The 14,780-nt window shown below is 36.1% G+C and carries 15 protein-coding genes; 7 read left to right on the forward strand and 8 right to left on the reverse strand.

Features of this window, described 5'->3' with window-relative positions; translation table 11 throughout:
• Positions 1–251 precede the first annotated feature (251 nt).
• The 5 genes from def to NYP54_RS01385 form a co-directional block, all read right to left on the reverse strand.
• Entirely contained in the window at positions 252–767 is a 516-nt protein-coding gene (gene def, locus NYP54_RS01365; RefSeq protein WP_283156834.1) for a peptide deformylase, read from the reverse strand.
• 80 nt (positions 768–847) lie between these two features.
• Positions 848–1,522: a uracil-DNA glycosylase gene (gene ung, locus NYP54_RS01370; RefSeq protein ID WP_283156835.1), complete on the reverse strand. Its 675-nt coding sequence runs from the start codon at positions 1,520–1,522 to the stop codon at positions 848–850.
• Between the two features lie 5 nt (positions 1,523–1,527).
• Entirely contained in the window at positions 1,528–2,028 is a 501-nt protein-coding gene (locus NYP54_RS01375; RefSeq protein ID WP_151193517.1) for a sel1 repeat family protein, read from the reverse strand.
• Between the two features lie 14 nt (positions 2,029–2,042).
• Complete coding sequence (rlmB, locus tag NYP54_RS01380; protein WP_283156836.1) at positions 2,043–2,822, reverse strand: 23S rRNA (guanosine(2251)-2'-O)-methyltransferase RlmB; 780 nt, start codon at positions 2,820–2,822, stop codon at positions 2,043–2,045.
• Between the two features lie 6 nt (positions 2,823–2,828).
• The gene (locus tag NYP54_RS01385; protein ID WP_192484343.1) at positions 2,829–3,287 is read right to left on the reverse strand and encodes a hypothetical protein; all 459 of its coding nucleotides are present in this window, start codon (positions 3,285–3,287) and stop codon (positions 2,829–2,831) included.
• A 211-nt stretch (positions 3,288–3,498) separates the two neighbouring features.
• Between NYP54_RS01385 and NYP54_RS01390 the strand changes: the two genes are divergently transcribed.
• Positions 3,499–4,950, forward strand: a complete 1,452-nt coding sequence (locus NYP54_RS01390) for an APC family permease (protein WP_283156837.1) — start codon at positions 3,499–3,501, stop codon at positions 4,948–4,950.
• A gap of 10 nt (positions 4,951–4,960) precedes the next feature.
• Here NYP54_RS01390 and NYP54_RS01395 read toward each other — a convergent pair whose 3' ends face one another.
• From NYP54_RS01395 to NYP54_RS01405, 3 genes are all read right to left on the reverse strand, one after another.
• On the reverse strand, positions 4,961–5,221 hold the full coding sequence (locus NYP54_RS01395) for a hypothetical protein (RefSeq protein WP_283156838.1): 261 nt from the start codon (positions 5,219–5,221) through the stop codon (positions 4,961–4,963).
• 61 nt (positions 5,222–5,282) lie between these two features.
• On the reverse strand, positions 5,283–8,342 hold the full coding sequence (locus NYP54_RS01400; protein ID WP_283156839.1) for a Tn3 family transposase: 3,060 nt from the start codon (positions 8,340–8,342) through the stop codon (positions 5,283–5,285).
• Between the two features lie 8 nt (positions 8,343–8,350).
• Entirely contained in the window at positions 8,351–8,962 is a 612-nt protein-coding gene (locus tag NYP54_RS01405) for a recombinase family protein (RefSeq protein WP_283156840.1), read from the reverse strand.
• A 207-nt stretch (positions 8,963–9,169) separates the two neighbouring features.
• Between NYP54_RS01405 and NYP54_RS01410 the strand changes: the two genes are divergently transcribed.
• The 6 genes from NYP54_RS01410 (at position 9,170) to ribD (ending at position 14,779) form a co-directional block, all read left to right on the forward strand.
• Entirely contained in the window at positions 9,170–10,039 is an 870-nt protein-coding gene (locus NYP54_RS01410; RefSeq protein WP_283156841.1) for a hypothetical protein, read from the forward strand.
• A 10-nt stretch (positions 10,040–10,049) separates the two neighbouring features.
• The gene (locus NYP54_RS01415) at positions 10,050–10,322 is read left to right on the forward strand and encodes a DUF1543 domain-containing protein (protein ID WP_283156842.1); all 273 of its coding nucleotides are present in this window, start codon (positions 10,050–10,052) and stop codon (positions 10,320–10,322) included.
• A 1-nt stretch (position 10,323) separates the two neighbouring features.
• On the forward strand, positions 10,324–11,181 hold the full coding sequence (locus tag NYP54_RS01420) for a LuxR family transcriptional regulator (protein WP_283156843.1): 858 nt from the start codon (positions 10,324–10,326) through the stop codon (positions 11,179–11,181).
• 111 nt (positions 11,182–11,292) lie between these two features.
• Entirely contained in the window at positions 11,293–11,892 is a 600-nt protein-coding gene (gene ribA / locus NYP54_RS01425) for a GTP cyclohydrolase II RibA (protein WP_283156844.1), read from the forward strand.
• 2 nt (positions 11,893–11,894) lie between these two features.
• On the forward strand, positions 11,895–13,619 hold the full coding sequence (locus NYP54_RS01430) for a hypothetical protein (protein ID WP_283156845.1): 1,725 nt from the start codon (positions 11,895–11,897) through the stop codon (positions 13,617–13,619).
• A complete protein-coding gene (gene ribD / locus NYP54_RS01435) occupies positions 13,616–14,779 on the forward strand; it encodes a bifunctional diaminohydroxyphosphoribosylaminopyrimidine deaminase/5-amino-6-(5-phosphoribosylamino)uracil reductase RibD (RefSeq protein ID WP_283156846.1) in 1,164 nt (387 codons plus the stop codon). Before NYP54_RS01430 ends, ribD begins: the two co-directional genes overlap by 4 nt.
• Position 14,780: the final 1 nt, after the last annotated feature.

Consider the following 14,780-nt stretch of genomic DNA (forward strand, 5'->3'; position numbering starts at 1 on the left):
TAGTTTGAAATATTTTAAGAGGTTAAGTTAAGCAAGAAATAGCAGAGTTTAAAAGTGGTGAGAACAGGCAATGAGTACTTAATAAACATAAGTAGCTATGCAAATATTATACGAATTCGCCTCAGGTGATTTTTTGGATTCTCGGATCAAGTCCGACAATGATCATGAGTCGTCATATTCGGGCTTGACCCGAATATCCATGATTAACAAATTACCAATAAACTATTGCTTAGGTACTTATCTATGCAATTTTAACTCTCAGCATTTTCCTGCATCAATTTTTTATATTTCTTCTCAATCATCTTGCGCTTCAGTGCTGATAAGTGATCAAAGTAAGTAATTCCATCTAAGTGATCAATTTCATGTTGAATACAGCGACCATGATAGCCATCGCATTCCATTTCATATTCTTCGCCAAACTCGTTTAAAGCGCGCATTTTAACCCACTCAGCACGCTTAACTTTAGCTGAGACGCCAGGAAATGACAAACATCCTTCCTCGTCATCAATTTCACCCTTGCGTTCGATGATTTCAGGGTTAATGGCAACGATTTTTTGATCTTTATTTTCAGAGCCATCCATAATAAATAAGCGCATGTTGAGTCCCACTTGCGTGGCAGCTAAGCCGCCACCATGCTCGGCATACATTGTTTCAAACATATCAGCAATCGTTTGACGTAACTCATTATTAATCGCATCAATAGCGACTGGATCAGCCTTTTGCTTTAGAAAGGGATGTGGATATTTTAATACAGTTAATAGTGCCATATTGATAAAGCTTCATTTATAACAATTTGTAATATGCGCGTTAGTCTACCATAAATTGTTTTTGAGCTTAACTACTTGCGTCACACTTTCCAATCAATTGGCAATAAATCATGCGCTAATAAGTAATTATTTGTTTGTGAGAAGTGTTTTGAGCCAAAAAAGCCACGATGCGCTGACAAGGGTGACGGGTGTGGCGATCTCAAAATACAATGCTTATTGTGATCAATTAACTGTGCTTTTTTTTGCGCAGGAGCTCCCCACAATAAAAAAACAACATGACTTTTGTATTGGCTGATCTGACGAATCACATGATCGGTAAATTGCTCCCAACCTTTATTGGCGTGTGAATGCGCTTGATGCGCCTCTACCGTTAAAACGGTATTAAGTAAAAACACACCCTGCTTTGCCCAAGTACTTAAATCACCTGTTTTCGCAATCTCAACACCAAGATCATTGTGCAACTCTTTATAAATATTCATAAGCGACGGTGGTAGCTTACCACCTGCCTGCACTGAGAATGCCAAACCATGAGCTTGGTTGATATTGTGATAAGGATCTTGTCCAAGAATAACAACTTTTAGCGATTCAAATGAACACAATTTAAATGCATTAAAGACATCTTCCTTTTGCGGAAAAATTTGTTTTCCTTGTTGTCGCGCGTTATCAACAAAAGCTAACGTGTCTTTAAATTTAGTGCTTTTTTTATAATCAGCTAAAACATCTGACCATGAGAGCAATGAGAGATCTGCTTGCATCTTAGTTATGCTCTGATGACATTAAGCTCACTGGCCATACGAAACCACTCAGCTGCCATTCTATAATCACCGCTATTATATGCATGCAAACCACGCAACATTGGTGATTTATTATAGGCATTGCGTTGTACGCCAATATAATACCAAAGACTAGCTGTTTTCATATCTTTGGCAACTCCACAGCCAAACTCATACATATAGCCAATCACTAAAGTGGCATTGGTATCCGCACTTCGCGCAAAAGGCAAAAGCTGCTGATAAGCAAGAGGACAATTGCCTTCTTCAAAATTATGATAACCCAACTGATAGTTTTGTGGCTCGTCACTTGTCAATTTAATGGAAGACAATAAGGCACTGGCATCGGCTTGAACCTGACGTTGTGAGGTATTTAACGTCAGCTTACTTTCATAACGACTATGCAATGCATCTACCATAATGCCCGCAAAGATAAACAATAAAATGACCAGAATAACCCACTGCATAGGTTTTGATTTTTTTAATTTCAAAACAATCTCCTAGTTTAATCGTTTAGGTTTTCTGCCAATAGCTCACGACGCTGGCGCACGACTTCATACATCGCAACACCTGCTGCAACTGAGACATTCAGACTCGATACTTGCCCCTGCATTGGTAGTTTAGCGAGATAGTCACACATCTTACGCGTACCAAAACGAAGACCTGAACCCTCAGCACCCATCACCAACGCGATCGCACCGCTAAAGTCGCTGTCATAGATCAGACTCTCTGCTTCACCTGCTAATCCTGTAACCCAAATGCCTTCATCCTTTAAGACACCAATAGCACGCGAAAGATTAGTCACCGAGACAAGCTTCATGCTACTTACTGCACCACTGGCAACCTTCTCAACCGTTGCATTAATCGTCGCACTGTTATCTTTTGGGAAAACGATAAAATCAACCCCCGCAGCTTCGGCACTTCTAATGCATGCACCCAAATTATGTGGATCTTGAACGCCATCAAGGATTAAAATAAAAGGCGTTTTTAAGCAACTTGCGACAAGATCCGATAAATCACTTTCTTCATACAACTTAATGTCGCTTTGGCAAGCAGCCAATACATTTTGATGTACCACATCTTCAAGTGTATGAGACTGTAGTAATGATTGAAATTCATCCTTATTGACAAGCTCAAACTCAATATTTTTCTTAGCCATCAATGATTTTAACTCACCCAATCTTGGGGATGTGTCTTTGCCTTTAAGACAATAGATAACTTTAATACCATTGGCATGCAGTTTAAGGCGCGCCTTGATCGCATGTATTCCATAAAGTAATGACATAATTAATTAAAAACTCTCTTTTCTTTGACCTTTCGGCGCACGTAAATATAAGTGACCGATCGGAATTCCTTCAACATGTAACCCATGGGTAATCCGATCAACGATTTCTTGGCATTTTTCTTTACATTCCTCACCACGAAACCCTTTGGTTACCAACCAATCTGCAATCTCATTCAAAAACATCTTAAGTTCAGATAATAATTTTTTATTGCGCTCGTTCGGGCTGTAGCGAAAACGATTAAAATCAAGCGGTTGACTCCACTGGCGATACAAATTACTTAGCTCAAACACCACATCCGTGACCATTTGCTCAATCGCGAGCTCAAGCTTGCCTTCGGGCATAATATGCATTTCCCGCATTGATTGAATCTGCTCACGCCTGACATCTGCAATGGTTCTCACAGGTTCGTTTTGCAGCTCACTTAAACGCTTCCTGTTCGATAAAGTGACTTTATTTTTGGACATAATTACTTAGCTTATGAAGATATATGTCAGGCATTATATACTTAACACTGCATTTTTTGCAGCGTTTTCTTGGCGTTTTACACCATCACTCAAGAAAGCATTTAGCACATGACCAACATTTAAATAAATCAGCAAAATTTATAATGAATTTTATTCAAAGACTGATAGGATAATGACGTCTAGGGTATAAAATTTTAGGGAGATTTCTCAAGTGCAAGCACATAAAGTAGGATTATTTTCAGCCATTGCCATTCCAGTGACATCAATGGTGGGTTCTGGTTGGCTTTTTAGCGCACAATTAAATGCGCAATTAGCAGGAAATTACGCGTTTATCGCATGGATAGGCGCGGCTTTTATCGCCATTATTGTTGGATTATGTTTTGCTAAGCTTTGCGCATTATTCCCTGAACGTGGTTTAAATGCCAAATGCGTATCACTAAGCCACGGCAAAGACTTTGGCATGGTCTTTGCTTTTGCCATCTGGTTTGGATTATTAGCAATGATCCCAACTGAAGCGCAAGCAACAGTGCAATATTTAAGTCCATTTATCAAGTTCACGACTTTATATCATGGTGAAAGTTTAACTTGGTCAGGCAAGCTGTTTGCCATTATTATTTTGGCAATTTACTTTATCGTGAATTACTTTGGCATTAAGCTATTAGCTTATGTCAACAACATCTCAACTGTTTTTAAAATCAGTATTCCAACGCTAACCATTATCGTTTTATTAGCCGCACACTTTGATACCACCAATCTTAATCTTGCGGTTAACCACTATACAGCAAGCTCAATTCAAACTGCACTGATTGGTGCGGGTCTTGTCTATGCGTTTAATGGCTTTCAAGTGGTTGCATCGTTTGCCAGCGAGATTAAAAACCCAACGCGCAATATTCCATTAGCGATTATTATCTCTGTTGTGGTTACCCTTATCTTATACATGCTATTGCAATTTACCTTTATGACGGCAATGCCGCATGATGTTGCTGCTAAAGGTTGGGCGGCTCTTAATTTCTCAAGCCCTTTGGTTAACTTAACCATGCTACTTGGTTTGAATTTCTTAACTGTTTTATTAATTGCTGATTCGATCGTAAGCCCATCTGTTACCGGCTTAACTTATATGGGCTCTTGCTCAAGAATGCTTTATGCGATGGCTGAAAAAGGGCAAATGCCACGCTGGATTGCTAAGCTGTGTCCTGTGCATCATTTATCTAAACGTTCACTATTTTTAAACTTCATTATTGGCATTATTATTTTGTTAAATTCCGCAAGCTGGGCATCGTTAATGGTAATTACTACTGCCTTTAACGTGTTAGGTTATATGGGTGCGCCACTTTCGCTAGCTGTGTTAGGTAGCCGCAAACTATCAACCAAAATAATGACTTTATTTGTCTTTATTGTACTGGCGTTGCTATTAGCCACCCTACCAGAAAAAGACTTTTTACTGAGTAATCTTGCTGTTACTGTAATGATGGCAATTTATGCTGTACTGCAAATAAAACAAGGTGGATTTAACTGGTTCGCAGTGAGTTTTGTCATATTCTTGTGGATTTTGATGTTAGTGGCAAGCTCAGCAATTGCCACTATTATCTTGGCAATTGTGTTCTTTTTAATTGTCACCAGTCAACGTTTTGTGACGAAATTAGGGCATTCACTGAATAAATAAAGATACAAATTTACTGATCCACAGGTAATCTGATCCATACTACGGGTGTGTCATTATTCTTCTGTATGCGCGAGGCAAAGTCCCTAAGCTCATTATTATCACCTACCAATATAATCATGTGCGCATTACGATAAGAGCTTCTTGTAATCGTTCTAAAACGTTCTTGTCCTGCAGTTATCCATAACTGCAAACGCTCATTATGTTGAAGATTAATGGTTTTATTTGTCAGCCCGATTGTACTGAGGTTATTGGCGTTAATTCCATATAGCACTGGTTTGTACTATCAAAGTGATGTTAGCCCTTATTCCATATAGGTTGTAGCCATATATTTTTCAGTCAAATTTAGCAAGAACACTTTCCACAATCCCTTTAATATCAAGGTTTTGAGCGTTTTCACAAAAAACAAAATTTCCAAGCAGACTAATATGTTGCCATGCTACAGGTGAAAGCCGCTTAATTTGCTTGCACAGCTTCTCATCACCTCTCGCCTCAGCCTGTGTTAGTAGCTCTGATAACAATGAAGCATTGTAATAAATAATACAGCAAGCTAATACTCGATTGCATTGATTGCTGATTTCAAGCGCATTTTCAGATTTACCAAGGATTTTTTTGCCATTGACCTGAAATAACGCAGATCGTATTTGATGAAATGCTTCACCACGATTTAATGCCCGATGCACGTTTCTTCTTAACTGAAGATCATCGATATATCTGAGCATGTAAATGCTCATAATGATTCTATCAAATTCAATGAGTGCTTTGAGTGTCTTGTTTTTTCGAGAGTATGATGATAATTTTTTTATAATTGTACTTTGTGACACATCTTTGCGCGCAATAGATGCCAAAATTCGTTGGATTTCATCCCATTCACTCGTGATTAACTCTTCATCAACAATGTTGGCGGGTTTGATTATGTCATTTTTAAAGCTTTTCATACCTTTGAAAGCAACCAATGATTGTTCTGTTTTTAAGTGCATCTGTGTAATTCTTGGCATAAAGTCATAGCCAAATAAATACAATAACGCAAAATTAACTCGATTTACTGAATGCATATCACCTGAGACGGCTTTGATTTTTAAATCGCTGTTGTTATTGTAGATGATATCTAAAACATAATGGCTCTCATGTTCATTGGCGCCAATGATCTTGGTGCTTACAGGTAGATGATTCGCAATTAAACTATAAGAAACAACACCTTTACCATAACCAAAATACTTTGTGGAATACCGGGATAACACGGTTTGATATTTGGTCTCGAGCTTTTGCCCATCTAGACTCGCATGAATACCATAATCAGAGAGATTGTAGTATTTAAATATGGGTAAATCGGAAATGGCATCTATGATAATATCACCTGCTTCAACCAAGGAATCCACTCGGATAAATTTACCCTCCATATCAATGAGATTTTGATAACTGACATCAGATGACTCTGCTGTTTTCTTATGTCCTATGGCTTCACCTTGTGATACAAGATAAGCTTTAATATGCTCAGGCTTAGCCTTTGATTTGGCACCCTTGCTCACAAGGTGGGTTAAGCTATCATAGAAATTAGTCTTGTTAGCGGTGAAGTCAATAACGTCAGCAATACCAATGGTTTTGAATTTTTCATAGTACGGATTATCAGCTGCATCAGCTTCTTTTTTGTAGGGCAATTTCCAGGTAATAATATTGTCTTTGTCTACGTTGATTTTAATATGCTTATTTGCACCAGACTTAATGCGTTGATTAACACCTTTATATAATTCATTGAGTGTATCTTTTAACTCAATGAGTATTTCATTTATTGGTTTAGTATTTATACAATCAGCTAGCGATGTTAAGATCGTCTTTTTGTCTTTTCCCCATATATGATTAGCAATTAGTTCAGCTTCCAAGCTGCGATAACCAACACTATCTGAAATAAAAATATTTCCAGCAGATATCGCTGTTGATAAAGCTTGATAGAGTGCCATTTCATAGCGTTTAATATCAATGTAGCTCAAGTTTTTCGTTCTTTTAGATTTAGGTGAGGTTTTGACTGCCTTTTTATAAAAAATGTACTTGCGTTTTGATTTGGGAATAAATTGAATTGGCACACCTTTAGCAACTGGGTCTTTTGTCTTATCTGATGATTGCCAATATGCTTTGGCATATTCTAGACCGTCCTTTAATGCTGTCTCATTATTAAAATCAATACATAAACTCAATGCGATATTGCGTAAGTTGCGCTTTATAGCAGCATTTTCACGAGCATAATAGCGCCATACATACCCTTCTTCATCAAGGTCTGGTTTAGCAAGTTTATCAGTGAAGTCGGTAAATTTGTCTTCGCTAACAATTTCATAACAGTTCGGTCTAATCTCCTCAGGTGCAATTTTGTCATCATGAACAATTTTAAGCATTTTGCTTGCAATTATCTTATCTCTACTAGCTTTTAGCTTAGCCTCATAAACACAGTTTCTTGCTTCTGTTGATGCTTCAGTTTCATACCAGTTAGTTTTATAAATAAAATAGTCGATCAGGTGATCATTGATCTTGGTGAACCTTTGCCAAATTAAGCAAAGCATTAATAATCTAGCCTTTTTCTTGCTAAATGCGCGTACGCGATATGAGTCATAGTAATCACACAACTCAGAGTAATATTGTAAATTCTGTCTTGATATCCCTAACTCAGGAATCATATGCTTTGACTTCTCAAAGACCATCAAAATGTTATTTTGTTTTGCTAGTTCTTTTTCCATCTCGCTAGTAGTTAAACCCTTGGGATCTTTTTTAAGTAGAGTAAGATCAGAAATTGTTTTTTCGTTGGAAATAAGTCTATCAATAGTGACTCGAGATGCCTTATCCAAAAGGTTGCCCAATTTTGTAAGTAGCCTCTTCTCTTCTCGTGTAATGGCTCTTGATACTATTGATTGCAGTGTTGAATACTTTGGACGCACTATCTGATATTGCTCACAGTAGTGCAATAATTCATCAAAAATGAATCGTGGTGTTAAGTCCCTCTGAGATAAACGATTTGCCTGCTTAGTAAGTTCAAGTTCAAACTTGGCGTCATATCTACGATATCCATAAGCCTGCATTATAAAACGTTGGGTTGCATAGTGTTTGTTTCTATTAACTGCTTTGAGTTTCTTTGAGCTATTAGGGTAATATCTATTTTGGATGTAGTTGATATCGTCTTTAACTTGATGAAAATCAAATGCATAAAAATTTCGTGTTGCTCTGAAATACCCTACTTGTAATACATAGTTTATCTTATTGTGAGTCTCCGTTTCGTTATCTAAATACTCAGTATCTTCAGAGGTTATCTCAAACAATGACTCGCGGTCTTTTGGGTCAATTTTTGGAATTTCAAATAGCTCCTCAAATTCGTTCTGATTCAAAATTTTTAGGCTATTATAAATTGCCATACAAACCCTCACTTATTCATGATTTTATCGCCAGCTGCTTTTAGCGTGCCATCGCCATTTACATATTTATATAAGGTTGTAGTTGTCATTCCCAATCGCTTTGCAATATCAGATGATACGGCATTTCTGTCGGACATCGCTGCCATTGCCATTTTCAACGTTGCTTTATCCATTTTTGTGGGTCTGCCACCTTTTCTGCCTCTTGCTCTAGCTGCAGCGAGACCTGCGTAAGTTCGTTCGCGTATGAGTTCGCGCTCATATTCAGCCAACGAAGCAAAAATACCAAAAATAAGGCATCCGTTTGCTGTTGTGGTATCAATTTTCGCGCCATGTCCTTCTAAAACTTTAAAATTGATCTTTGACGCATGCAAATCATCAATCATGGTAATTAAGTCCTTCATGTCACGACCAAGTCTATCTAATTTCCATACCACGAGAGTGTTCCCTGGTTGCAAAGCCTTAAGGCAAGATTCAAGATCAGGGCGTGAATCTTTTCTGCTAGATGCATAATCATGATAAATTCTGTTTTCATCAACGCCTGCTTTTTTTAAAGCATCAATCTGCAAATCTAACACCTGACTACCATCGGCTTTTGACACTCTGGCATAACCAATCATCATGATAAAAAATTCCTTAACCAATAAAGATAAATTGAATAATACAAATTAGTGTTGAATATTGCAATGGGTTTACTTGTTGATTTTGAATTGAAATATGTGAATTATCAGACCGCCAAGAAAACGGTCGTTTTCTTGGTTGACAATCATGATAAATGTATCAATATAGTGACAAAACTATGTTCAACAAAATATACAAAGGGGGAGAGAATGAATTTATTAAGCTCAGGAAAATTTAACAATTCTTTATGGCGTTCAATTCTAAAGATAAATGCTAATGAATTATCCAAGCAGATGGGAATCAACATAGAAGTGATAAGTCCATTTGGATTTGAGGTTACAAATAAAAAGAATCTTCTATCAAAGAAATTACGAAAATTCTATGCTTATCTTGGTATAAACAAAATTCATGAAAGCAAAATAATTAACATAAAGGCAGTTTCAGCTATCTATGGAGATTTATTACTAGCATATCTTAAGAAGCATTATGAATCATTCTATGACGATATTATTATAAAGGTCTATCAGGATGAGTTTATTAAGTTAAGATCATTTGATTATATACCGCAAGATGGCGATAAGTTAATTGATGTACAAACACGAATAACAGAAAGTAATATTTACCAAGATTACGCTGATTATATAATATGCTGCTTATCCGCGCTTGCACAAGACAAAGATGAACCTGCAATGTTTGCAGACAATGTAAGACACAGAGTTAGAACCATTCAGCTTTATATTATGCTGGAAAATATTTTTGGTCATTTAATTCACCAAATGACTGAAAAGCAGAATGGTTTATATAGAATGGCATATGGTAAAATAGACAATTCATTAAGTATATTTACAAATCCAGATTTGCTAAATATTCAAGCTGATAATAATGAGATGGAAATAATGTTGACCTTAATAAAACCCAGGGTGTCAGAAATAGTTGAAGTACTAAAGCATGGGCATGAAACTCAAACAATAGAGTCAAACTCTTATCATGTTTCTGGTAAATTAAAACTAGAATTAACTAGAAAACACTACAATAATGCGATAAATTTTATTACTCAAACATATCAGGAATTTATATGAAGGAGATAAAATGAAATTATACTTGGCGCACTTAGGATTTTATGATGATAGATATGGGATGTATGAAATTCATATCAATAAGCATGTCGTGGCTGAAAATATTAAAGATGCAAAACAAAAATTGTTTCAAGACGAAGAATTTAAACGACTTAAGATGCATATAGATGGCTTGCAAGAAGTCAATATAGTCAATGGTTATAAAATATTGGCTACAAAAGTCGAGCATCACAACGAGAACAATCCAACTTATAGCCATTGCGATGTAAAAAAACTAGTCATCTAGTATGGAAGATAAAATTATTTCAGGCAAGATATGTGCTGAGTTAAACCTTTTAACTCAGCAATACTTTAGCGATAGTTTCATTGATCATGTAAATATTATTACCAAATATCGAAATGGCTCACTCTCTTATGTTTGCAACAATGAACAATGGCTTCGCCTATATGTATCCAAAAGATATCCGCTCGCAGGCTTCTTTGAAAATAATACTTTGCCTGAAACTATATCATATATGCTTTGGGATAATTTAGATCCATTGGATCCCATTTTAGTAGACTCTAAAAATGTATTAAATTTATTGCATGGAGTTACTTTTGTAAAGCACAGTGATAACGCATCAACTTATTTTAATCTTGGCCAAAAAAACTCACAACGTCCTATTCTTTTTGAATACATCAAAAATCAACAAAGGATATTAAGATTTATTGATTACTTCATGGATTCTGGCATCAATATACAAAAACACACTGAAAGGAATCGTTTATATTGCTGTCATGGTGACATAGAAATAATGAAAAATGGTGATTTTACAAACCAAAGCCTGCGTGGAAAATCTCACTATTTATTGAGTGAGTACAACATTCAATTGCCTGAATCAGCCAAAATGTTTTATCAAAGAATAGTCGGGATCCTATCAGTAAGGCAATTGGATGTGTTTTATTTAGTTTTATCTGGATTTACGATGAAAATGATTGCCATTAGAATGAATATAAGCTTAGAAACGGTTAAAACCCACATAAAGCAGATAAGAGCTGAATTAGATTATCATTGTACGCCATCAATGATTGAGGATTGCTTCAACCATAAAGTTCGATATCAACTACAACACTCAAAAGCCCTAGCAACTAAACTCTTGTTATAACATCCCCTTTTTTTTGGGGAAAATCACTACTTTTTAGGGATATAGTTACATTTTTATACATATTAAAATGTTTATACACATTAGGACTCATCTATAAGGGAAGGAGGATGTATGGAAAGTAGAATAAAACAGAGAGTAGTCATCCCAACGCGCTATGGAGATGTAGAGTTTTGCACTTTCAGCAATCTATCAAGTAATACCGAAGATTTTGCATTAATTTTTAATCATGCAGACTCTGAAGTTTGCCCGAAAGTTCGTGTTCATTCTGAGTGTATTACTGGAGACCTATTTGCTTCCAAAAAATGTGATTGTGGGGATCAGCTTAATGAAGCATTAGAATTATTTTCGTCAACGAGTGGCGTAATATTTTATTTGCGTCAAGAAGGTCGAGGGATTGGTTTATACAATAAAATTCATGCATATCAGCTACAAGTTGAAGGTATGGATACATATGAAGCCAATCAAGCGTTAAATTTTGACCATGATTCACGGAGTTATATTGCTGCTGTTGAAATGCTAAACGCATTAGGCATGCACAAAATTAAATTATACACAAACAACCCAGACAAAGTTAATCAACTGCATAACCATAATATTAATGTCGTTGACATCTGCAAAACAGGATGCTATCTCAAACCTGAAAATATAGCATACTTGCAAGCTAAAGTTGTCAAAACAAATCACAAATTAAGTATCGGCGAGGTTATATGATTGTGCACTCTAGTCCAATTAGCGGTATTGCCACCAAGGATAATTATGTTGCGACAGCAGGATATGATAATAACTTGATTTTGTGGGAGGCAGCTAGATCTAATGCGATTGCCTCTGCTTCGCATGACCATTTGGTTAATCAATGTACGTTTAGTCATAATGGTCAATTGTTACTTTCAAGTAGCAGTGACTATACGGTGCGACTCTGGTCTGTCCCTGAACTACATTGTTTAGCTATATTTTCATTCGCCCAAGACGATACAGAGGGTGTTGCATTTCATCCTTCTGATAAGTACATTATTTTTACCTCAAGGGATCATAATATTTATTTTTGTGATATTGAAGGCAATCTTATCCATATACTTAAAGGACACAAACAAGATGTATTATCAGTGTCTTGGCTTAATGATGAAATTGCTATTAGTAGTAGCGATGATGGAACGATAAAAAGATGGTCACCATTTACAGGAGAATTACTTAGCTCAACAGACCTCAAGGGGGTAGAGACCGATACAATTGCAATTAAAGGTGACGAATGTATTTTTTCTGGCAACGATAAAGGAGAAATCCATATATTTGAAAATGATGAGATATCAGTGATTAAAGCACACAATGCTGGGATTAAACGATTATTATACTCTCAAGAATTTAGTCAGCTTATTAGCTTGAGCTATGATCGGTATGTAGCTATTTGGCAAGTTTCAAGTAATAACGATCTCGTTTTAATTAAGAAAATGCCCTACCCATATCAAATCTGGGCTAGATCTTGTGATTTTCAGAATGAAAATAGCTTGGTTGTGTCAACATTTGGATCAAGTTACGCTAAGTTAAATATCGAATCAGATAGCTGGGACTTAACTAATGTCATGCCTACCTCCGGTATTAATGCCATCTGTAAAAGCGATGATGATATTTTCAGCGTTGGTGATGCGGGAACTATAATCTGCAGGAGTGTTAATGGAAAAAAACATAAATATCCACTTTCAGATGTTCCAAGTTTGTGTAATTTCATCATCAAGGTTGATCAATTTTTATTAGTTGGGGGGCAAACGGGTACAGTTTATCAGGTAAGTGGTGAGGTCGTCACGAGCGTTTATCAACACCACTCGCCTATAAACTGTGCTATTAAATATGTAAACAATGAATGCACTTATGTTGCCATTGGTACCTATACAGGCGACATTGTCATCCTTAAGATAAATGGCGCGACATTGAATTTATACCAACTAATTCAAGCCCATGATAATGCAATAAAGTCGATCGCTACATCACAAAATTTTATTTATTCAGTAAGTGCAAACTGCAATGCTGCATTTCATTCAATACATGACTTTAATTGTGTGAAACGCTTAGAAGGCGCCCATGATAAAATCATTAATGGATGCACTTATTATCAAGACGATAAATTTGTCTCAGTAAGTAGAGACTTAACACTAAGATTAACTAGCCTTACTGAGCAAAGCATTATTAACACACCGCACAAGCACTCTATTAAATGTATCGCTATAAGCGATGATAAGAAATTTATTGCTACAGGTGGTTATTATGGTGATATTTATATATATCATTTAGACAGTGGCTTATGGCAATATTTTAGACCGTGTACCTCAGGGATATCATGCATGATCTACAATGCTGATCAAAAATGTTTTTTAGCTAGTAGCTATAATGGAAATATTTATGATGTAGAGTTAGAATCAATTAATTGTACGGCTGATCTGCTATGAAAGGTTATAAACTAGAGCAAGATTATATTTTTATGGATAGAGCAATTCAACTTGCTAAGCAAGGTTGCTATACCACAAGTCCTAATCCAATGGTTGGATGTGTTATTGTCCATGACGGACATATTATCTCGGAAGGAGCGCATTTACTATATGGAGGGAAACATGCTGAGAGACTGGCGCTTGAACATATTCCTGAAATAATTTTAGGGGCAACCAACATAAGCATGTACGTAACATTAGAGCCTTGTTGTCATTTTGGCAAAACTCCACCGTGCTGTGAGCAAATTGTTAAATCTAAGATTACTGACGTAATCTATTTATTGCCAGACCCTAATCCTCTGATTGCTGGAAAAGGGATTGATTCACTAAAAAACAAAGGGATAAGCATTAGGCAGTTGCAATCAGTAAAACTACAGAGGAAATATAGAGAATTAAACAAAGGTTATTTCCATAAGTTTGACTATAAACGCCCTTGGATAGCGCTTAAACAAGCAATTACACTAGATGGAAAAATTGCTGACTATACAAATAATAGTAAGTGGATCAGCAGTGATCACTCAAGAGCAGACGTTCATCACATACGTGCAATGTCCGATGCTGTTCTTACTAGCATAAAAACAATAAAACAAGATGACTGTAAATTAACTGTCAGAGAGCTGCCAGAAAGTGTAAATATAGGGTTGCATGAAATAAAGCAACCTATTTGTGTTATTTTGGATTCATCTTTATCCATTTCTGAAATGGATAATATTTTTAAGTTCCACGAAAAAATAATTGTTTATACTTTAAAGCAAGCAGATGAGATTCCTGAATATCTTCTTAAACTACAAAATTTATTGATTGTCACAGTACCATCAATAAATGGAAAAATAAACTTGACGTTTGTTGTAGAGGATTTATCAAAGAGAAATATTAATTATCTTTTGGTAGAGTGTGGAGCTGATCTAGCTGGTAGTTTCTTCAAGGATAATCTTGTTGATGAATATATAACCTACATTTCACCAAAACTATTAGGTAATCACAGCAAATCTTCTGTTTGGTTTGATCAAATAAAAACATTAGAAAATTGTCTACACTTTTCATTAGACCACACCTCACCATCTGGAGATGATATTAAAGCAGTATGGAAACCCATCCATCCTGAGATAAGGAAATTATAAA

Origin of the sequence: Cysteiniphilum sp. QT6929 (assembly GCF_030035755.1) — a bacterium.
In the GTDB taxonomy this organism is placed as follows: domain Bacteria; phylum Pseudomonadota; class Gammaproteobacteria; order Francisellales; family Francisellaceae; genus Caedibacter; species Caedibacter litoralis.